The sequence below is a fragment of the Streptomyces zaehneri genome (assembly GCF_032248645.1).
GTDB lineage: Bacteria > Actinomycetota > Actinomycetes > Streptomycetales > Streptomycetaceae > Streptomyces > Streptomyces coriariae.
In genome coordinates this window covers 26,592-44,577 of sequence record NZ_JASTTJ010000018.1, presented here as the reverse complement: position 1 = coordinate 44,577, position 17,986 = coordinate 26,592, and the positions used below count along the sequence as shown (strand labels likewise).

Genomic DNA, 17,986 nt, shown 5'->3' with positions numbered 1-17,986 from the left:
CGCGGGGCGCGACGGAAACGAGCACAGCCCGTCCGGAGCGAGCGAGATCACAGTGTCCGGACAGCGCGGGCACAGCGCGGAAGGGCAGGTTCAGGGCATGAGCATCATCAGCTGGATCATCCTGGGGTTGTTGGCCGGAGTCATTGCCAAGGTCCTGCTGCCGGGCCGTGACCCGGGCGGCTTCATCGGCACGACCCTCATCGGTGTCGCGGGCGCGTTCATCGGCGGCTGGATATCGGCCCGCTGGCTGGACCACCCCATCACCAAGGACTTCTACGACGGCGCGACCTGGGCCGCGGCGATCGGCGGTTCGCTGGTGCTGCTGATCGCCTATCGCCTGCTGTTCGGCAACTCACGCGACTGAGCGCCTCCGCGGCGGACCGAACGAGAAGGGCGGGCACCCCACGGGCGCCCACCCTTGCTCACAGCTGTCCGGCTCGCTTCCGCCCGGCTCGTGACCGTCCGGCCGACTACCGGTAGTTCACGAACTGCAGAGCGAAGTCGAAGTCCTGGCCCTTGAGCAGGGTGATGACGGTCTGGAGGTCGTCGCGGCTCTTGGAGCTGACACGCAGTTCCTCGCCCTGCACCTGGGCCTTCACGCCCTTGGGGCCCTCGTCGCGGATGAGCTTCGCGACCTTCTTCGCGTTGTCCTGGGAGATGCCCTCCTTGATCTCCGCGAAGAGCTTGTACTCCTTGCCGGAGAGCTGGGGCTCGCCCGCCTCCAGCGCCTTGAGGGAGATCCCGCGCTTGATCAGCTTGGACTGGAAGACGTCGAGGACGGCGTTGACCCGGTCCTCGGAGTTCGCCTCCATGAGGATCTTGTCGCCGGACCACGAGATCGAGGCGCCGACGCCCTTGAAGTCGTAACGCTGCGAGATTTCCTTGCCGGCCTGGTTGAGGGCGTTGTCGACCTCCTGCCGCTCGACCTTCGAGACGATGTCGAAACTGGAGTCGGCCATGTCCTGTGGCTCCTTGTATCGGGGTGCGTGTCGGGTGCGTATCGGCGTACGTGGGGGTGACCGCCGAGCCCGGCGTGATCCCGGGCCGCATCCGCACAAGCCTAGTCATCCCGCCCGCTCCGGGCGGCGAGGAATCAGGTGGCGAAGCACCCCTGGGCATCGGGTATCGTTTACGTCGTTGCCAGGGAGCACCGCCGAAAAGCGGTTCGAACAGGCGGCAAACCCGGCGGTGTGCCCGAGCGGCCAAAGGGAGCAGACTGTAAATCTGCCGGCTCAGCCTTCCCAGGTTCGAATCCTGGCGCCGCCACGCTGAGAACGAAGGGCCCGTGACCTGCTTACACAGCAGGTCACGGGCCCTTCGCCATGTTCCCTGGTGAGCGGTACGCCGTCGCCCGCTGTCTTGCATTCGAACATCCAGTCCCCACGTGTGTGGACGGGATATCCGCAACGAGCCGTGGTTCCACTCCGGAACTGAGCCAGGTGGACAGCGCAGCGTGGCGAAGATCATACGGACGGTCGGTCGACGTCGATTCGAAGTGGCGGATTGCGCGATCGCTGGTGTTCCGGAGCCCAACCGGTCACACGCGAACGGTTCGTGACCTGTCCACCCCGTCCACCCCCTGGCACGGTCAGCTGAGCCGCGTCACCGTCCGGCAGCCGACGTTGTCGGCAGGGGCCGTTCGGCTCGAGGGCGGCGGCGACCCGCTTCACTTTGCTTCGGCCGGATCTTCCGGGGGTTCGGAGACCTCCGGCGAGGGTGTCTTCGCCGCTCTTTTCACCTCTGCCTCGATGTCGTTGCGTGGTCTGTTCTCGTCCTTGGCGTGTTCGGTCACCGCGGCCTGTACGTCGCGGGCGAGGTCGCGCCAGGCGCGCCAGGCGGTTTCGTAGGTGTCGGTCTGGATCTCCGGCCAGGGGGTGGCCGTGGGTGCGCCGTACGTGTCCCGCAGCGCTTCGACCCTCGCGTGTGCCTCGTCGGCCGCGCGTTGCTTCTCCACGAGTTCCTCGAAGGTATGTGCCACATGTACGGATGCTAGGGAGGTGATCGCACTTCCGCGCGGCGAGCGGGGCGCGTCTCGCCGTGGGGTACCCGCGTGGCCCACTGGGGCAGACTGACGACATGTCCAGCGCGTCCAGTCGTCGTAGAACCTGCCCGGTATGCCGTCGCGAGATCGCCGTCGTCGCCGGTCGGTTCGCCCGCCACGACCCGCCGGGGGCGCGCGGGACCGGGGACCTCGTCTCCTGCCCCGGCTCGCGCAGTACGGCACAACTGGGCGCGGCCCAGCCGTCGTTGGACGGGTATGTGGTCCCGGAGTTTCCAGGACAGCTACCCCTCTTCTAGAGGTCCAGCACTCTTCCAGCGGTCCAGCGGTCTGGCGTTCCGGGGCGTCTTCCGGCGCACGGAGCTCCTCAGTTGCCCGCCACCGCCTTGACCGCCACCGGCACCGGCGCCGAGCCGCCGATGAGTTCCAGGGTGAGGCCGGATGTCGCCGGGGTGTCCAGCAGTTCGGCCAGCACGGTGGCCACGTCGTCGCGTGGGACGGAGCCGCGGCCCGTGCGGGCCTCCAGGCGTACCAGACCGGTGCCGGCGTCGTCCGTGAGCGCGCCGGGGCGCAGGATGGTCCAGTCGAGGGAGTCGAGGCCCTGCACGTGCGCGTCCGCCTCGCCCTTGGCGCGCAGGTAGACGTCGAAGATCTCGTCACCCCGGTGGCCGGGGTCCGCGCCCATGGACGACACGACCACGAAGCGCCGTACGCCCGCCCGGACCGCCGCGTCCGCGAACAGGACCGCCGCGCCCTTGTCCACGGTGTCCTTGCGGCCCACTCCGCTGCCCGGCCCGGCACCCGCCGCGAACACCGCCGCGTCCGCGCCCCGCAGCCGCTCCGCGACCGCTTCGACGGACGCCGACTCCAGGTCCAGGACGACCGGTTCGGCGCCGGCCGCCCGGAGGTCGTCGCCCTGTTCCGCCTTGCGGATGATTCCCGCGACCTCGTCCCCGCGCGCGGCGAGCAGGCGCTCCAGCCGCAGCGCGATCTGACCATGACCACCAGCGATGACAATGCGCATGCTTCCGACCGTACGCCCGGACAACCGCATCCGCCGCATGACCTCACCCGGGGTCCCGCTCAACTCCCCGGCCCGCCCCCGCCGTCCTAAGACGGTTGTCCCCGCCCCTGTCTCGGCAGACCCCACTCCGGGGCGGCCGTCGAGCTGCGGTACTCGCGGACCGCGCTCGTGCGGGCCACCACGCGGCCCTGGTGGATCACGATCCTGCTGTACGCCAGGGAGAGGGCGCCCGCCAGTCGGTCGCCGCGGACGGCCAGGAGGTCGGCCGGGAAGCCCGCCTCCACGCGGACCTCGGGGAGGCCCAGCGCGGCTCGCGCGGACGTGCTCACGGCGTCGTATGCGTCCTCGGCGCGCAGGCCGTGACGGGAGGCGAGCAGGTAGGCCGCCTCCAGGGGGTCGCCGCGGCCGACCGGGTTGGAGACGTCCCGCAACGCCCCGCTGCCCGCCGCGATCCGGACGCCGGCCGCGCGCAACAGCCGTACGGGCGCCGCGTCCCGGTGGTCGACGGTGCCGCAGCCGCCCTGGGGGAGGCAGACCACCGTCACGCCGGCGGCGGCGAGTTGGTCGGCGGTGCGGGTGGCGGTTTCGGCGGGGAGGCCGTCGAGGCCGCCGCAGGGGCTCAGGGTGACGCCGGGGCGCAGACCGCCGGCCATCGCGGCGAGGCGGGCGAGGCGGGCCGGGTCGGCGGCGTCGGTGTGCAGGTCGACGGGGCAGCCGTGCTCGGATGCGACCTCCAGGACGGTCTCCACGTAGCCCGTCGGATCGGGGTCCAGGTCCGGGCAGCCGCCCACCACCGAGGCGCCCATCTTCACCGCGTCCCGCAGCATCGCGAGGCCGTCCGCCCCGGCTGCCCCGGTCAGTACCCGTGGCATCGCCACCGCCGTCAGTTCGGCGAGCCCGCGCAGCGAACGCCGGGCCTGCAGTACGGCGGCCAGCGCGCCGAGGCCCTGGACGTCGCCCACGTGCACATGGGCGCGCAGCGCCGTCGCGCCGTGGCCCAGTTGCAGCAACGCGGCCTCCGTGGCACGGCGCTGGACGTCCTCGGGGGCGTACGAGACCGGGCCGTCGGCGTCGGCCGTGAGCGCGGTGTCCGCGTGCGCGTGCGGCTCGGCGGGGGCGGGGAGCAGGAGGTAGCCGCCGAGGTCCACGCGCGTGCCGCCTCGGGTGGGGCCGCCCGTCAGGCTGCCCGCCGTGCCGACCGCCTCGATACGCCCGCGGCCCAGCCGTACGTCCACGGTCCGGCCGTCCGTGAGGCGCGCCCCGCTCAGCAGGAGGGCGGCCGGGTCCGGCGAACCTCCCGCGGCGCCGGACGAGGACGACGGCCAAGGGGGCGGCTGCGGCTGGCTGTCGGGCATCGCGCTCCAGGGGCTCGGCTCGGGACTGCGCGGGGTCGCGGGTGACGCGCGGTCGCGGGGACGCAAGATCACGCAGAGTGAGTCGAGCCTAGGACGGCGTTTCGGCGCCGGCGGGGAGGAGCGCAATAGTCGTACCGGTGTGGTCCGGCGTGCGGGAGGGGCCCGGGAGGCCGCTGGGACCTTGGGGAATCGGGCCTCCGGGCGGTCCCGGAGGGCCTAGCGAAACGGATTTGGGTGAACGGCTGCGGACCGTGTAATGTCTTCATCGCTCGCCCCAATAGCTCAGTCGGTAGAGCGTCTCCATGGTAAGGAGAAGGTCTACGGTTCGATTCCGTATTGGGGCTCTGGTGGGTGAGGTTCCCGTCGCAAGGCGGGACCTGATCCCATCAAAGCGGTGTAGCTCAGTCGGTAGAGCAAGCGGCTCATAATCGCTGTGTCACCGGTTCAAGTCCGGTCACCGCTACTGACAGTAGCCGATTGTGGGGTCGGTCCTTCGATCGGCTACTCTTTCATGCGTTATATGTCCCATCCGTTCGTCAAGGAGCACTCCTGTGGCTGCCACCGACGTCCGCCCGAAGATCACGCTGGCCTGCGTGGAGTGCAAGGAGCGGAACTACATCACCAAGAAGAACCGGCGTAACAACCCGGACCGACTGGAGATGAAGAAGCACTGCCCGCGTTGCAATGCGCACACCGCGCACCGCGAAACGCGATAAATCAGGCTCGTATGCGAGGCCGTCCCCGAGTGATCGGGGGCGGCCTCGTGTCGTTGAGCGACCCGTACCGGTCAGTAGAGCGACGCTGATCCGTACACAGCACCAGAACCACAGAGCAGCGGAGCAGCAGAGCAACCAGGAGGTGCCGAGGCCATGGCGCTCGACCAGTCCTTCGTCGGGCGGACCTACCCGCCCACCGATCCCTACGAGGTCGGTCGGGAGAAGATCCGCGAGTTCGCCGAGGCCGTGGGTGACGCCAACCCGGCGTACACCGACCCGGACGCCGCCAAGGCGCTCGGATACGCCGATGTGATCGCGCCGCCGACCTTCGTGTTCTCGATCACCTTCAAGGCGGCGGGACAGGTCGTCCAGGACCCTCGGCTGGGCCTCGACTACAGCCGGGTGGTGCACGGCGACCAGAAGTTCGCCTACCGGCGCCCGGTGCGCGCCGGTGACCGGCTCACGGTGACCTCGACCATCGAGGCGGTCAAGTCCATGGCCGGCAACGACATCCTGGACATCCGCGGCGAGGTCCGCGACGAGAGCGGCGAGCACGTCGTGACCGCCTGGACGAAGCTCGTCGCCCGCGCGGCGGAGCCGGCGGAATCCGTGGACGCCACGGACGGGAAGGTGTGAGGAACCGATGACGGCGAAGATCGCTTACGACGACGTCGAGGTCGGCACCGAACTGCCGGCCCGGTCCTTCCCCGTGAACCGCGCCACGCTGGTGCAGTACGCGGGTGCCTCCGGGGACTTCAACCCCATCCACTGGAACGAGAAGTTCGCCAAGGAGGTGGGCCTGCCGGACGTCATCGCGCACGGCATGTTCACCATGGCCGAGGCGGTCCGCGTCGTCACCGACTGGGTCGGCGACCCGGGCGCGGTCGTCGACTACGGCGTTCGCTTCACGAAGCCCGTCGTCGTCCCGAACGACGACCGGGGCGCCGTGATCGAGGTCATCGGCAAGGTGGGCGCCAAGCTCGACGACAACACCGTGCGGGTCGATCTGACCGTGACCAGCGGCGGGCTGAAGGTTCTCGGGATGTCCCGGGTGGTCGTACGGCTGGCCTGATCCGAGGCGGCACACACGAGGTAAGGGGCGCCCTCCAAGGGGAGGCGCCCCCTACGTGTTGTCGGGCCTTGACGTAGTTAGTGATTGAGCACTAACTTTGTCGCATGGTCAGGATGAGTGCAGACGAGAGGCGCGAGAGCGTCATCCGCGCGGCGACGAGCGAGTTCGCCCGGGGTGGCTATCACGGCACCTCCACCGAGGCGATCGCCCGGCGGGTGGGTGTCTCGCAGCCGTATCTCTTCCGGCTCTTCGCGGGCAAGAAAGCGATCTTCCTCGCGGCCTCCGAGCGCTGTATGGACGACACCGTCCGCATGTTCGAGGAGGCCGCCAGGGGGCTGGAGGGCGAAGAGGCCCTGCATGCCATGGCGAACGCGTACACCAAGGTCATCGCGGAGCAGCCCGAACGGCTGATGATGCAGATGCAGACGTACGTCGCGGTGGCCGCCGCGGAGGCGGAGGGCGACCACGGCTTCGGGGAGGCCGTGCGCGCCGGGTGGATGCGGCTCTGGGACACCGTCCATGTGCCCCTCGGCGCCGACGTGAACGAGACGACGACGTTCATGGCGTACGGCATGCTCGTCAACTGCCTGGTGGCCATGGGATTCGCACCCGGAGACCGGGTCTGGGAAGGGATGTATCCCTCGGCTCGGATCAAGGGCCGGCTGGAGAAGTAGCGCGGGCGGCGCTGGTTCGCCGTCGCCGTCGAAGGCGCCCTTTCATGGGCGTAAAAGTTAGTCATCAATTACTAACCGAAGTACGACCACCCGCTGGGGGAGCGATGTCAGAACAGACCGCACGTCGCGGGGGAGCCGTCTGGGCCCTCGTCATCACCAGCGTCGCCGGGTTCATGGCGGCCCTCGACAACCTCGTCGTCACCACCGCCCTGCCGTCCATCCGCGAGGATCTCGGCGGCGGGCTGGGCGACCTCGAATGGACCGTGAGCGCCTACACGCTCACCTTCGCCGTGCTGCTGATGTTCGGCGCGGCGCTCGGCGACCGGTTCGGCCGCCGGCGGATGTTCCTCGCCGGGCTCACGGTCTTCACCGTCGCCTCCGCCGCCGCGGCCATGGCCCCCGGTATCGAGTCCCTCATCGCCGCCCGCGCGGTCCAGGGTGTCGGCGCGGCCGTCATGATGCCACTGACGCTCACCCTCCTCACGGCCGCCGTGCCCGTCGCCAAGCGCGGAATGGCCTACGGCATCTGGGGCGCGGTCAACGGACTCGCGGTCGCCTCCGGGCCGCTCATCGGCGGCAGCCTCACCGAACACGTGTCCTGGCACTGGATCTTCTGGCTGAACGTTCCGCTGGGCCTCGCCCTGCTGCCGCTCGCCCGGCTGCGCCTCGCCGAGTCCTACGGCACCGGTGCCCCGCTCGACTTCCCCGGCACCCTGCTCGCCAGCGGCGGCCTCTTCGGGCTCGTCTACGGCCTGGTGCGCGGGCCGGCCGACGGCTGGACCAGCCCGCTCGTGCTGACCGGCCTGGTCGCGGGCGCCGTCCTGCTCGTCGGGTTCGTCCTGCACGGGCTGCGGGCCAGGAACCCCATGCTGCCGATGCGCCTCTTCCGGTCCCGCGCCTTCGCCGGGATCAACGCCGCGAGCCTGCTGATGTTCCTCGGGATGTTCGGCTCGATCTTCCTGCTCAGCCAGTACATGCAGGGCGTCCTCGGCTACTCGCCCACCGAGGCGGGCCTCAGGATGCTGCCGTGGACCGGTATGCCGATGCTCGTCGCGCCCATCGCCGGCATCCTCTCCGACCGCGTCGGAGGCCGGCCGGTCGTCGCCACCGGGCTCTTCCTCCAGGCCGTCGGTCTCGGCTGGATGGCCGCCGTGGCGACCGTCGACGCCTCCTACGGCGTCCAGTTGCCCGGCCTGATAGTCAGCGGCGTCGGCATGGCGCTGTTCTTCGCCCCGGCCTCCAACCTGGTGATGTCCAGCGTCCGTCCGCAGGAGCAGGGGATGGCCTCCGGCGCCAACAACGCGCTGCGGGAGGTCGGCGGGGCCCTCGGTATCGCGATCATGTCGTCGATCTTCGCGGCGCAGGGCGGCTACGAGTCCGGCCAGGCCTTCGTCGACGGGCTGCGGCCCGCGCTGGTCACGGGCGCGGCGGTGGTGGCCCTCGCCGGGTTCGCCACCCTGCTGATACCGGCCCGGCGGCGAACGGACCTCGTGGCGACGGACTCCGAGGCGGGCCCTGAGACCGGCTCCGAGGCGGGCCCTGAGACCGGCTCCGAGGCGGCGCCCGTGCTGGAGCACGCCGCCCGCTGAGACAGACGGCACATGAAGCGCCCGGAGCCGTCCGGCACGCGCGCGTACGGCCCCGTCACCTCGGCGGGGCCGTACGCGCGCGTGCCGGACCGGCGAGGGGCGGGCGGACCGGGCTGTCCAGGGCCGGGCGGGCGGGGCTGCCGACGGTGTCTCGTAGGCTGGGGCGCGTGCAGGAACTCCACGATGCCCCCCTCGCCCCGCTGACCACCTTCCGGCTGGGCGGTCCCGCCACCAGGCTGGTGACCGCGACGACCGACGCCGAGGTGGTCACAGCCGTACGTGAGGCCGACGCCGACGGCACGCCGCTGCTGATCGTCGGCGGCGGCTCGAACCTCGTCATCGGCGACAAGGGTTTCGAGGGCACCGCCCTGCGCATCGCCACGCGCGGCTGCGAACTCGCCGGGACACGACTGGAGCTGGCCGCGGGCGAGATCTGGACCGACGCGGTCGCCCGCACCGTGGAGGCCGGGCTGGCCGGCGTCGAGTGCCTGGCCGGCATCCCCGGCTCGGCGGGCGCGACCCCGATCCAGAACGTCGGGGCGTACGGCCAGGAGGTCTCCACGACGATCACCGAGGTCATCGCGTACGACCGCAGGGCGGGCGGGACGGTCACGCTCACCAACGAGGAGTGCGCCTTCTCCTACCGGCACAGCCGCTTCAAGGCCGACCCCGAGCGCTATGTCGTCCTGCGCGTCCGGTTCGCCCTCGAGGACGCGGACGGGCTGTCGGCGCCCCTGAAGTACGCCGAGACGGCACGCGCGCTGGGCGTCGAGCCCGGGGACCGGGTGCCGCTCGCCGAGGCCCGCGAGACCGTGCTGAAGCTGCGCGCCGGGAAGGGCATGGTCCTCGACCCGGAGGACCACGACACCTGGTCGGCCGGCTCCTTCTTCACCAACCCGATCCTCACCGACGCCGACTTCGCCGCGTTCCACGCGCGCGTGAAGGAGCGGCTGGGCGACGGCGTGGAGCCGCCCGCCTACCCGGCGGGGGCGGGACACACCAAGACCTCCGCGGCCTGGCTGATCGACAAGGCGGGCTTCACCAAGGGGTACGGCAGCGGGCCCGCCCGGATCTCCACCAAGCACACCCTCGCCCTCACCAACCGCGGCGCAGCCACCACGGAGGACCTGCTGGCGCTGGCCCGCGAGGTCGTGGCCGGGGTACGCGAGGCCTTCGGGGTCACGCTGGTCAACGAGCCGGTGATGGTGGGCGCCGGGCTCTAGCAGGCCCGTGCCCTGCGCTCGCCGCCCCGCGCTCGCAGCGCTACGCCAGCCAGTCGTCCACGCCCGACAGCAGCTTCGCCCTGACGTCCTCCGGCGCCGCCGAAGCCCGTACGGACTGGCGGGCCAGTTCCGCCAACTCCTCGTCCGTGAAGGCGTGGTGGCGGCGGGCGATGTCGTACTGGGCCGCCAGGCGTGAGCCGAACAGCAGCGGGTCGTCGGCGCCCAGGGCCATCGGCACCCCGGCCTCGAAGAGCGTCCGCAGCGGAACGTCCTCCGGCTTCTCGTACACGCCCAGCGCCACGTTCGACGCCGGGCACACCTCGCAGGTCACGCCCCGGTCGGCGAGCCTCTTCAGCAGCCGTGGATCCTCGGCCGCCCGCACGCCGTGCCCCAGCCGGTTCGCGTCGAGGTCGTCCAGGCAGTCGCGGACGGACGAGGGGCCGGTCAACTCGCCGCCGTGCGGGGCGGACAGCAGCCCGCCCTCCCGGGCGATCGCGAAGGCCCGGTCGAAGTCCCTCGCCATGCCCCGGCGTTCGTCGTTCGACAACCCGAAGCCGACCACCCCCCGGTCGGCGTACCGCACGGCGAGCCGGGCCAGGGTGCGGGCGTCCAGCGGGTGCTTCATCCGGTTCGCCGCGACCAGCACCCGCATGCCGAGCCCGGTGTCGCGCGAGGCCGTCTCCACCGCGTCCAGGATGATCTCCAGCGCCGGGATCAGCCCGCCCAGCCGGGGCGCGTACGACGTCGGGTCCACCTGGATCTCCAGCCAGCCCGAGCCGTCCCTCAGGTCCTCCTCGGCGGCCTCCCGCACCAGCCGCTGGATGTCCTCCGGCTCGCGGACGCAACTGCGCGCCGCGTCGTACAGGCGCTGGAAGCGGAACCAGCCCCGTTCGTCCGTGGCCCGCAGCCTGGGTGGCTCCCCGCTGGTCAGCGCCTCGTTCAGCGCGTCCGGCAGGTGCACGCCGTACTTGTCGGCCAGTTCCAGCACGGTGGTGGCCCGCATCGACCCGGTGAAGTGCAGGTGCAGATGGGCTTTCGGCAGCTCAGAGACATCACGTACACGCTCCATTCCAGGATCCTGCCGTACCTTCCGGTCGTCCCGGTAGGGCTTTCCCCGATCGTGGTCTTGCTCGCACAAAGCAACGGGCCGCCTCCCGGGGGGAGACGGCCCGCAGACTGCTCACGTGAGTGGTCCGAACTCAGTCCCTGGCCTCCGCCAGGAGCTTCTGGATGCGGCTCACGCCCTCGACGAGGTCCTCGTCGCCCAGCGCGTACGACAGCCGCAGGTAGCCCGGCGTACCGAAGGCCTCACCCGGGACCACCGCGACCTCGGCCTCCTCCAGGATGAGCGCGGCCAGCTCGACCGAGTCCTGCGGACGCTTGCCGCGGATCTCCTTGCCGAGCAGCGCCTTCACCGACGGGTACGCGTAGAACGCGCCCTCGGGCTCCGGGCAGAGGACGCCGTCGATCTCGTTCAGCATCCGCACGATCGTCTTGCGGCGCCGGTCGAAGGCCTCGCGCATCTTCTCGACGGCCGACAGGTCACCGGAGACGGCGGCCAGCGCGGCGATCTGCGCCACGTTGGAGACGTTCGAGGTGGCGTGCGACTGGAGGTTCGTGGCGGCCTTGACGACGTCCTTCGGGCCGATGATCCAGCCGACCCGCCAGCCGGTCATCGCGTACGTCTTCGCGACGCCGTTGACCACGATGCACTTGTCGCGCAGCTCGGGGAGGATCCCGGGCAGCGAGGTGAACTTCGCGTCGCCGTAGACGAGGTGCTCGTAGATCTCGTCCGTCATCACCCACAGGCCGTGCTCGACGGCCCAGCGGCCGATCGCCTCGGCGTCCTCGGCGTTGTAGACGGCGCCGGTCGGGTTGGACGGGGAGACGAAGAGCACGACCTTCGTGTTCTCGGTGCGGGCCGCCTCCAGCTGCTCGACCGAGACCCGGTAGCCGGTCGTCTCGTCGGCCACGACCTCCACCGGGACGCCGCCGGCCAACCGGATGGACTCGGGGTACGTGGTCCAGTACGGGGCCGGGACGATGACCTCGTCGCCCGGGTCGAGGATCGCGGCGAAGGCGTTGTAGATCGCCTGCTTGCCGCCGTTGGTGACCAGGATCTGCGAGGCGTCCACCTCGTAGCCCGAATCACGCAGCGTCTTCGCGGCGATCGCGGCCTTCAGCTCGGGGAGACCACCGGCCGGCGTGTAGCGGTGGTACTTGGGGTTCTTGCAGGCCTCGACGGCCGCCTCGACGACATAGTCCGGGGTCGGGAAGTCGGGCTCGCCCGCGCCGAAGCCGATCACCGGACGTCCGGCGGCCTTCAGGGCCTTGGCCTTGGCGTCCACGGCAAGGGTGGCGGACTCGGAGATCGCGCCGACGCGGGCGGAGACCCGGCGCTCGGTGGGAGGGGTTGCAGCGCTCATGGCACCCATGGTTTCAGACCGGAAACGGCCCCGGCACACGGGTTTCACGGACTGGTCAGCCGACTGAACACCAGAGTGATTCCGATCAAGGCCGCTTTCCGTTCGACGAGGCGCTCAAGACCACGTACACTCACACGTCGTTGGCCTTCGACAGCCGCGTCCCAACAGGTGCACACCGAGCACCCGGTCGGATGCGGTACGTTGGGGAACACACAAAGGGTCGTAGCTCAATTGGTAGAGCACTGGTCTCCAAAACCAGCGGTTGGGGGTTCAAGTCCCTCCGGCCCTGCTACACACTCCGTCACCAGGATGTGTGCGCAGCGCATGTACGTCCAGCAATGCATCGCCGTGCGGCTCAGACCGGGCGCGGCACGGCCACGACCCGGGAACAGGTGAGGACGAATGGCGGATGCCGTGGGCTCCATCGACACGCCTGATGCCCAGGACGAGGTGCCTGAGGCGCAGAAGAAGACCCGCAAGGGCGGCAAGCGCGCCAAGAAGGGCCCGCTGAAGCGTCTCGCGCTCTTCTATCGCCAGATCATCGCAGAGCTCCGCAAGGTCGTATGGCCCACGCGGAGTCAGCTGACGACTTACACGACCGTGGTGATCGTCTTCGTCGTCATCATGATCGGCCTGGTGACCGTGATTGACTATGGACTCAGCCACGCCGCCAAGTACGTTTTTGGCTGAGCCTAGAGCGAAGGGCGCCGAGGTATCCGGCGCCCCTTTCGCATGTTCCACCCCTATGTATCCAGGAAGAAGCAGCCACCGTGTCTGACCAGAACCTGAACGACGCCATCGAGCCGGAAGAGTCCGTGGACGACGAGCTCGACATCGTCGAGGGTGCGGACGAGGTGGACGAGTTCGAGGCTGCCGAGGCCGAAGCGGGCGAACCCGCGGAGGAAGCCGCACTCCACGTCGAGGACGAGGAAGCCGACGAGGACGTCGAGACCGAGGACGTCGTCGACGAGGCCGAGGAAGAAGAGCCGGCCGAGCCCGTCGACCCCGTTGTCGCCCTGCGCGAGGAGCTGCGCACCCTCCCCGGCGAGTGGTACGTCATCCACACGTACGCCGGCTACGAGAACCGCGTGAAGACCAACCTGGAGCAGCGCGCCGTCTCGCTCAACGTCGAGGACTACATCTTCGCGGCCGAGGTGCCGCAGGAAGAGGTCGTCCAGATCAAGAACGGCGACCGCAAGACCATCCGTCAGAACAAGCTCCCCGGCTACGTGCTGGTGCGCATGGACCTGACGAACGAGTCCTGGGGCGTCGTCCGCAACACCCCCGGCGTCACGGGCTTCGTGGGCAACGCGTACGACCCGTACCCGCTGACTCTGGACGAGATCGTCAAGATGCTCGCCCCGGAGGCCGAGGAGAAGGCCGCGCGTGAGGCCGCCGAGGCCGAGGGCAAGCCGGCTCCGTCCCGCAAGGTCGAGGTCCAGGTGCTGGACTTCGAGGTGGGCGACTCGGTCACCGTCACCGACGGCCCGTTCGCGACGCTCCAGGCCACGATCAACGAGATCAACGCCGACTCGAAGAAGGTCAAGGGCCTCGTCGAGATCTTCGGTCGCGAGACCCCGGTCGAGCTGAGCTTCGACCAGATCCAGAAGAACTGATCCTCCTCTGGAGCACAAGCCTCCGATCAGGTCAGACCACGCCCTCGCAGGGGGCACCTCCCGCTTGCGGGGGACGGTCTGACCTGCTCGGTTTTTGGCCGCGCATGGATACCCGTTATCGTTGTGCGGTATGCCTCCATCCGGATCATCCGGACCGGACGGCTGAAAACTCTCACTAGGACCCGGAGAGAGCAATGCCTCCCAAGAAGAAGAAGGTCACGGGGCTCATCAAGCTCCAGATCAACGCTGGTGCGGCCAACCCGGCCCCGCCGGTCGGCCCCGCGCTCGGCCAGCACGGCGTCAACATCATGGAGTTCTGCAAGGCCTACAACGCCGCGACCGAGTCGCAGCGTGGCTGGGTGATCCCGGTGGAGATCACGGTCTACGAGGACCGCTCCTTCACCTTCATCACCAAGACGCCGCCGGCCGCGAAGATGATCCTCAAGGCCGCTGGTGTCGAGAAGGGCTCTGGCGAGCCGCACAAGACCAAGGTCGCCAAGATCACCGAGGCGCAGGTCCGCGAGATCGCCACGACCAAGCTTCCCGACCTGAACGCCAACGACCTGGACGCCGCGTCGAAGATCATCGCCGGCACCGCCCGCTCCATGGGCATCACGGTCGAAGGCTGATCAGCAGCCCCGTAGCACCTTCGTAGCACCGTGGCAGGGCCTGCTCGGCCCATACCACGACTCCTCAAGACACACAGGAGCAGTAGTGAGCAAGCGCAGCAAGTCCCTCCGCGCTGCGGACGCCAAGATCGACCGGGAGAAGCTCTACGCCCCGCTCGAGGCCGTCCGTCTCGCCAAGGAGACCTCCACGAGCAAGTTCGACGGCACCGTCGAGGTCGCCTTCCGCCTGGGTGTCGACCCGCGCAAGGCCGACCAGATGGTCCGTGGCACCGTGAACCTGCCGCACGGCACCGGCAAGACCGCCCGGGTCCTGGTCTTCGCGACCGGTGACCGTGCTGCGGCCGCGGAGGCCGCCGGCGCCGACATCGTCGGCTCCGACGAACTGATCGACGAGGTCGCGAAGGGTCGTCTGGACTTCGACGCCGTCGTCGCCACCCCGGACCTCATGGGCAAGGTCGGCCGCCTCGGCCGCGTGCTCGGTCCGCGTGGTCTGATGCCGAACCCGAAGACCGGCACCGTCACCCCCGACGTGGCCAAGGCCGTCACGGAGATCAAGGGCGGCAAGATCGAGTTCCGCGTCGACAAGCACTCGAACCTGCACTTCATCATCGGCAAGTCGTCCTTCGACGACACCCAGCTGGTGGAGAACTACGGCGCGGCCCTGGAGGAGATCCTCCGGCTGAAGCCGTCCGCCGCCAAGGGTCGTTACATCAAGAAGGCCGCGATCAGCACCACGATCGGCCCCGGCATCCTGGTGGACCCGAACCGCACCCGCAACCTTCTCGTCGAGGAGGACCCGGCCGCGGTCTGAGCCTGACAGCTCACCCTCAGTCGGTGACGAGCCCCGCAACCTTTCGAGGTGCGGGGCTCGTCCCTTTTGCCGTACGTATCTTTTTCGTACGACTGTCAGTGCTGTGCGTTAGCGTTCAGTGACAGGAATCCATGGGGGTGGGACGAATGAAGTGCACGAACCTGCGCCGTGCGGGCCTCTCGATCGTCGCGGCGGCTCTGCTGACGGGGGTGACGGCCTGCGGCGGCTCCGGCGGTTCCGAGGGTTCGGGCGGCTCCGGCGGCTCCGGGAAGAGCGGGGACGGCAGCCCCCGGCTGAGCCCCATCGCGGCCCTGCGCACCGCCGAGAAGTCCACCGACGGCGCCGACTCCGCGAAGGTCGAGTCGACCACGACCATGGGCTCGATGATGTCGATGACCGCCGACGGCGCTCTCGGCTGGGGGGACGGCCTCACCGGCACGCTCACCATCACGTACACCGGTGGCACCATGGCCGACACCATGCGCCAGATGGGCACCACGTCGATGGAGGCCCGCTATCTGCCCGACGCCTACTACGCGAGGATGGGCGACTCCTTCGCGGAGCAGGCCGGCGGCAGGCACTGGATCCGATACGCGTACGACGACCTGGCGAGCCTCGGCGGCAGCTCCGGCGCGTACCTGAAGGACCAGATGCAGAACACCACTCCGAACCAGTCGGTGAAGCTGCTGCTGGCCTCCGGGGACGTGCGGGAGGTCGGGGAGGAGAAGGTGCGGGGGCAGCGGACCACGCACTACTCGGGGACGGTGGAGGTGGCGGACCTCGCCGAGAAGAACTCCAACCTCAGCCAGAGCCAGCTCGACGACCTGAGGAAGACGCTGGAGCAGGCCGGCGTCACCACCGAGACGGTCGACATCTGGGTCGACGACCGGGATCTGCTGGTCAAGAAGGTCGAGAAGGGCGAGACCACGGCGGGCGCCTACGCCCAGACCGCGTACTACACCGACTACGGCACCGAGGTCTCCGCCGAGGTGCCCCCGGCGAGCGACACCGCGGACTTCTCGGAGCTGGTGAAGCAGCAGGGGGCGGGCACCGGCTCGTAAATCACGGGATTTCTCCCGATCTCCTGGGATACCTTCGCGGTCTTGCTGTGAATCGACCGTGTGTTCGCTGTATCGCTTTCTGGGGGAAGTCGGATGAGGTCTTCCGTGGGTGTCCTCGGGCTGTCCGCGCTGCTCGTCGCGGGGTGTGCGGCGGCGGGCGGCACGGACAGCGGGGGTGACTCCGCCGCCGCGGCCGCCGTCACCCGGGCCGCGGAAAGGGCGGAGGAGACCGTGTCCCTGCGTTACCGCATGACCGGCCGGACGCCGGAGGAGGGCCGGATCAGGGCCGAGGCGGCGATCGGAGTCAAGCCGCCGGCCATGAGCCTGAAGTCCACCGTGCTCGGCGGGCCCGACCAGGGCACGGGGGAGTTCCGGCTGGTCGGCGGGGTGCTGTACGTCGGCACCGACGAAGCCGACGAGAACGGCAGGCACTGGATCAGGTTCGGGGCGCCGGGCAGCTCCGACACCCCCAGCGGGATCAAGGTCGACACCGGCACGATGGTGGACCGGGTCCGGGACAACCCCTCCCACGAGGGCGGCTTCCTCGCCGCGGCCGACGACCTGAAGAAGGCCGGCACCGAGACCGTCGACGGCGTCCGCACGACCCACTACACGGGCACGGCCGGCGTCGACGACATCCGCGCCTCCTACGAGGACGAGGACAGGAGCGTGCGGCAGCGGACCGAGAAGAGCCTCGCCCAGTACGAGAAGCAGGGTGTGGACGAACTCACCATGGGCCTGTGGGTCGACGCCGAGGACCGTACGCGGCAGCTGCGGGTGCAGGGCTTCGGACGGCACGGGGAGCTCGACCTCACCCTCACGTTCTTCGACTTCGGCAAGCCCGTGACGGTGAAGGCGCCGGCCGCTTCGGACACCGTGGACATGGCCGAGGAACTGAAGAAGGCCCGCGACTGAGACCCGTACCGGCCCCGTACGGGCGGATTTGCTTGACGGCGCCCCGTTCGCGTACGCTCCTCGAGAAGCCAAAGACCGCTGGTCGTTGCCGTGCTCTCGCAAGAGGGGGCGGTGGCCGAAGGATCCGCTGCAATGCGGACGACCCGCGCAGGTGTCAGTGGATACGCTCCCGGGCCGAAATCCTCCCACGGAATTCGTTCGGTCGAGCTACGCCCCGTGCGCCTGCGCCGGGGCGTTTCGTTTGTCCCAGCCCCTTCTGAGCGGTCCTCATCACCCGGAAGGAGGCCGACGCTCTATGGCAAGGCCCGACAAGGCTGCCGCGGTAGCCGAGCTCGCGGACCAGTTCCGCAGCTCGAACGCCGCTGTGCTGACCGAGTACCGGGGTCTCACCGTGGCGCAGCTCAAGACGCTGCGTCGTTCGCTCGGTGAAGACGCCCAGTACGCCGTGGTGAAGAACACGCTGACCAAGATCGCGGCCAACGAGGCCGGGATCTCGACGCTCGACGACCTGTTCAACGGTCCGACGGCGGTTGCCTTCATCACTGGTGACCCGGTGACGTCGGCGAAGGGTCTTCGTGACTTCGCCAAGGACAACCCGAACCTCGTCATCAAGGGCGGTGTCCTTGACGGTAAGGCGCTGTCCGCCGACGAGATCAAGAAGCTTGCGGACCTCGAGTCCCGCGAGGTTCTGCTCGCCAAGCTGGCGGGCGCCATGAAGGGCAAGCAGTCCCAGGCTGCCTCGCTCTTCCAGGCGCTTCCGTCGAAGTTCGTCCGCACCGCGGAGGCGCTTCGGGTCAAGCTGGCCGAGCAGGGCGGTGCCGAGTAACTCGGCTCGCACTTTGACCGCCGCATGACGTGGCGGTCGACGCGGGCCGA

At 69.5% G+C, this 17,986-nt stretch carries 21 protein-coding genes and 4 tRNA genes; 19 read left to right on the top strand and 6 right to left on the bottom strand.

Annotated elements, in window-relative coordinates; genetic code table 11:
• Nucleotides 1-97 precede the first annotated feature (97 nt).
• Nucleotides 98-364: a GlsB/YeaQ/YmgE family stress response membrane protein gene (locus QQM72_RS26715; protein ID WP_314223390.1), complete on the top strand. Its 267-nt coding sequence runs from the start codon at nt 98-100 to the stop codon at nt 362-364.
• Between the two features lie 106 nt (nt 365-470).
• Here the strand turns inward: QQM72_RS26715 and QQM72_RS26710 are convergent, their stop codons facing one another.
• On the bottom strand, nt 471-959 hold the full coding sequence (locus QQM72_RS26710; RefSeq protein ID WP_020132689.1) for a YajQ family cyclic di-GMP-binding protein: 489 nt from the start codon (nt 957-959) through the stop codon (nt 471-473).
• A gap of 225 nt (nt 960-1,184) precedes the next feature.
• Between QQM72_RS26710 and QQM72_RS26705 the strand changes: the two genes are divergently transcribed.
• A tRNA-Tyr gene (locus QQM72_RS26705) sits at nt 1,185-1,266 on the top strand.
• Nucleotides 1,267-1,666: 400 nt separating this feature from the next.
• Here the strand turns inward: QQM72_RS26705 and QQM72_RS26700 are convergent.
• Complete coding sequence (locus QQM72_RS26700; RefSeq protein ID WP_314223389.1) at nt 1,667-1,978, bottom strand: hypothetical protein; 312 nt, start codon at nt 1,976-1,978, stop codon at nt 1,667-1,669.
• 98 nt (nt 1,979-2,076) lie between these two features.
• On the opposite strand from QQM72_RS26700, the gene QQM72_RS26695 reads away from it, so the two are divergent.
• On the top strand, nt 2,077-2,298 hold the full coding sequence (locus QQM72_RS26695; RefSeq protein ID WP_078616067.1) for a hypothetical protein: 222 nt from the start codon (nt 2,077-2,079) through the stop codon (nt 2,296-2,298).
• 68 nt (nt 2,299-2,366) lie between these two features.
• Here QQM72_RS26695 and QQM72_RS26690 read toward each other — a convergent pair whose 3' ends face one another.
• Both QQM72_RS26690 and QQM72_RS26685 read right to left on the bottom strand, forming a co-directional pair.
• Nucleotides 2,367-3,023 (bottom strand): SDR family oxidoreductase, encoded by a 657-nt coding sequence (locus QQM72_RS26690; RefSeq protein WP_314223388.1) that lies wholly within the window; start codon nt 3,021-3,023, stop codon nt 2,367-2,369.
• A gap of 86 nt (nt 3,024-3,109) precedes the next feature.
• Nucleotides 3,110-4,378, bottom strand: a complete 1,269-nt coding sequence (locus tag QQM72_RS26685) for an amidohydrolase family protein (RefSeq protein ID WP_314223506.1) — start codon at nt 4,376-4,378, stop codon at nt 3,110-3,112.
• Nucleotides 4,379-4,649: 271 nt separating this feature from the next.
• Between QQM72_RS26685 and QQM72_RS26680 the strand changes: the two genes are divergently transcribed.
• The 8 genes from QQM72_RS26680 (at nt 4,650) to QQM72_RS26645 (ending at nt 9,652) form a co-directional block, all read left to right on the top strand.
• A tRNA-Thr gene (locus QQM72_RS26680) sits at nt 4,650-4,722 on the top strand.
• Between the two features lie 46 nt (nt 4,723-4,768).
• Nucleotides 4,769-4,841: transfer RNA gene (locus QQM72_RS26675), tRNA-Met, on the top strand.
• Between the two features lie 88 nt (nt 4,842-4,929).
• On the top strand, nt 4,930-5,094 hold the full coding sequence (gene rpmG, locus QQM72_RS26670; protein WP_003948671.1) for a 50S ribosomal protein L33: 165 nt from the start codon (nt 4,930-4,932) through the stop codon (nt 5,092-5,094).
• 153 nt (nt 5,095-5,247) lie between these two features.
• Entirely contained in the window at nt 5,248-5,730 is a 483-nt protein-coding gene (locus QQM72_RS26665; protein ID WP_314223387.1) for a MaoC family dehydratase N-terminal domain-containing protein, read from the top strand.
• Between the two features lie 7 nt (nt 5,731-5,737).
• Nucleotides 5,738-6,166, top strand: a complete 429-nt coding sequence (locus tag QQM72_RS26660) for a MaoC family dehydratase (RefSeq protein WP_314223386.1) — start codon at nt 5,738-5,740, stop codon at nt 6,164-6,166.
• 104 nt (nt 6,167-6,270) lie between these two features.
• Nucleotides 6,271-6,840: a TetR/AcrR family transcriptional regulator gene (locus tag QQM72_RS26655; protein WP_314223385.1), complete on the top strand. Its 570-nt coding sequence runs from the start codon at nt 6,271-6,273 to the stop codon at nt 6,838-6,840.
• Between the two features lie 104 nt (nt 6,841-6,944).
• Nucleotides 6,945-8,429, top strand: coding sequence for a DHA2 family efflux MFS transporter permease subunit (locus tag QQM72_RS26650; protein WP_314223384.1), 1,485 nt, complete (start codon nt 6,945-6,947; stop codon nt 8,427-8,429).
• A 167-nt stretch (nt 8,430-8,596) separates the two neighbouring features.
• Nucleotides 8,597-9,652 (top strand): UDP-N-acetylmuramate dehydrogenase, encoded by a 1,056-nt coding sequence (locus QQM72_RS26645; RefSeq protein ID WP_314223383.1) that lies wholly within the window; start codon nt 8,597-8,599, stop codon nt 9,650-9,652.
• A 40-nt stretch (nt 9,653-9,692) separates the two neighbouring features.
• Here the strand turns inward: QQM72_RS26645 and QQM72_RS26640 are convergent, their stop codons facing one another.
• Together QQM72_RS26640 and QQM72_RS26635 are read right to left on the bottom strand one after the other, a co-directional pair.
• Complete coding sequence (locus tag QQM72_RS26640) at nt 9,693-10,721, bottom strand: adenosine deaminase (RefSeq protein ID WP_314223382.1); 1,029 nt, start codon at nt 10,719-10,721, stop codon at nt 9,693-9,695.
• A 130-nt stretch (nt 10,722-10,851) separates the two neighbouring features.
• Nucleotides 10,852-12,078: a pyridoxal phosphate-dependent aminotransferase gene (locus QQM72_RS26635; protein ID WP_054238894.1), complete on the bottom strand. Its 1,227-nt coding sequence runs from the start codon at nt 12,076-12,078 to the stop codon at nt 10,852-10,854.
• 216 nt (nt 12,079-12,294) lie between these two features.
• On the opposite strand from QQM72_RS26635, the gene QQM72_RS26630 reads away from it, so the two are divergent.
• The 8 genes from QQM72_RS26630 (at nt 12,295) to rplJ (ending at nt 17,936) form a co-directional block, all read left to right on the top strand.
• Nucleotides 12,295-12,367: transfer RNA gene (locus tag QQM72_RS26630), tRNA-Trp, on the top strand.
• 113 nt (nt 12,368-12,480) lie between these two features.
• Nucleotides 12,481-12,768, top strand: coding sequence for a preprotein translocase subunit SecE (secE, locus tag QQM72_RS26625; protein WP_314223381.1), 288 nt, complete (start codon nt 12,481-12,483; stop codon nt 12,766-12,768).
• 80 nt (nt 12,769-12,848) lie between these two features.
• Nucleotides 12,849-13,694 carry a transcription termination/antitermination protein NusG gene (gene nusG / locus QQM72_RS26620; protein WP_020132676.1) on the top strand — a complete coding sequence of 282 codons (846 nt, stop codon included), beginning with the start codon at nt 12,849-12,851 and terminating at the stop codon, nt 13,692-13,694.
• Between the two features lie 194 nt (nt 13,695-13,888).
• Nucleotides 13,889-14,323 carry a 50S ribosomal protein L11 gene (gene rplK, locus QQM72_RS26615; RefSeq protein ID WP_020132675.1) on the top strand — a complete coding sequence of 145 codons (435 nt, stop codon included), beginning with the start codon at nt 13,889-13,891 and terminating at the stop codon, nt 14,321-14,323.
• An 85-nt stretch (nt 14,324-14,408) separates the two neighbouring features.
• Nucleotides 14,409-15,134 (top strand): 50S ribosomal protein L1, encoded by a 726-nt coding sequence (gene rplA / locus QQM72_RS26610; protein WP_020132674.1) that lies wholly within the window; start codon nt 14,409-14,411, stop codon nt 15,132-15,134.
• A 146-nt stretch (nt 15,135-15,280) separates the two neighbouring features.
• Nucleotides 15,281-16,195, top strand: a complete 915-nt coding sequence (locus tag QQM72_RS26605) for a hypothetical protein (RefSeq protein ID WP_314223380.1) — start codon at nt 15,281-15,283, stop codon at nt 16,193-16,195.
• 93 nt (nt 16,196-16,288) lie between these two features.
• Nucleotides 16,289-17,110 (top strand): hypothetical protein, encoded by an 822-nt coding sequence (locus tag QQM72_RS26600; protein ID WP_314223379.1) that lies wholly within the window; start codon nt 16,289-16,291, stop codon nt 17,108-17,110.
• Between the two features lie 295 nt (nt 17,111-17,405).
• On the top strand, nt 17,406-17,936 hold the full coding sequence (gene rplJ / locus QQM72_RS26595) for a 50S ribosomal protein L10 (protein WP_020132671.1): 531 nt from the start codon (nt 17,406-17,408) through the stop codon (nt 17,934-17,936).
• The last annotated feature ends 50 nt before the right edge of the window (nt 17,937-17,986 follow it).

What these genes read in the sequence shown, in the direction of transcription:
- QQM72_RS26715 (WP_314223390.1), top strand. Translation starts at nt 98, where the DNA reads ATGAGCATCATCAGCTGGATCATCCTGGGGTTGTTGGCCGGAGTCATT.
- QQM72_RS26710 (WP_020132689.1), bottom strand. Translation starts at nt 959, where the DNA reads ATGGCCGACTCCAGTTTCGACATCGTCTCGAAGGTCGAGCGGCAGGAG.
- QQM72_RS26695 (WP_078616067.1), top strand. Translation starts at nt 2,077, where the DNA reads ATGTCCAGCGCGTCCAGTCGTCGTAGAACCTGCCCGGTATGCCGTCGC.
- QQM72_RS26690 (WP_314223388.1), bottom strand. Translation starts at nt 3,023, where the DNA reads ATGCGCATTGTCATCGCTGGTGGTCATGGTCAGATCGCGCTGCGGCTG.
- QQM72_RS26685 (WP_314223506.1), bottom strand. Translation starts at nt 4,378, where the DNA reads ATGCCCGACAGCCAGCCGCAGCCGCCCCCTTGGCCGTCGTCCTCGTCC.
- QQM72_RS26665 (WP_314223387.1), top strand. Translation starts at nt 5,248, where the DNA reads ATGGCGCTCGACCAGTCCTTCGTCGGGCGGACCTACCCGCCCACCGAT.
- QQM72_RS26660 (WP_314223386.1), top strand. Translation starts at nt 5,738, where the DNA reads ATGACGGCGAAGATCGCTTACGACGACGTCGAGGTCGGCACCGAACTG.
- QQM72_RS26655 (WP_314223385.1), top strand. Translation starts at nt 6,271, where the DNA reads ATGGTCAGGATGAGTGCAGACGAGAGGCGCGAGAGCGTCATCCGCGCG.
- QQM72_RS26650 (WP_314223384.1), top strand. Translation starts at nt 6,945, where the DNA reads ATGTCAGAACAGACCGCACGTCGCGGGGGAGCCGTCTGGGCCCTCGTC.
- QQM72_RS26640 (WP_314223382.1), bottom strand. Translation starts at nt 10,721, where the DNA reads ATGGAGCGTGTACGTGATGTCTCTGAGCTGCCGAAAGCCCATCTGCAC.
- QQM72_RS26635 (WP_054238894.1), bottom strand. Translation starts at nt 12,078, where the DNA reads ATGAGCGCTGCAACCCCTCCCACCGAGCGCCGGGTCTCCGCCCGCGTC.
- secE (WP_314223381.1), top strand. Translation starts at nt 12,481, where the DNA reads ATGGCGGATGCCGTGGGCTCCATCGACACGCCTGATGCCCAGGACGAG.
- rplK (WP_020132675.1), top strand. Translation starts at nt 13,889, where the DNA reads ATGCCTCCCAAGAAGAAGAAGGTCACGGGGCTCATCAAGCTCCAGATC.
- QQM72_RS26605 (WP_314223380.1), top strand. Translation starts at nt 15,281, where the DNA reads ATGAAGTGCACGAACCTGCGCCGTGCGGGCCTCTCGATCGTCGCGGCG.
- QQM72_RS26600 (WP_314223379.1), top strand. Translation starts at nt 16,289, where the DNA reads ATGAGGTCTTCCGTGGGTGTCCTCGGGCTGTCCGCGCTGCTCGTCGCG.
- rplJ (WP_020132671.1), top strand. Translation starts at nt 17,406, where the DNA reads ATGGCAAGGCCCGACAAGGCTGCCGCGGTAGCCGAGCTCGCGGACCAG.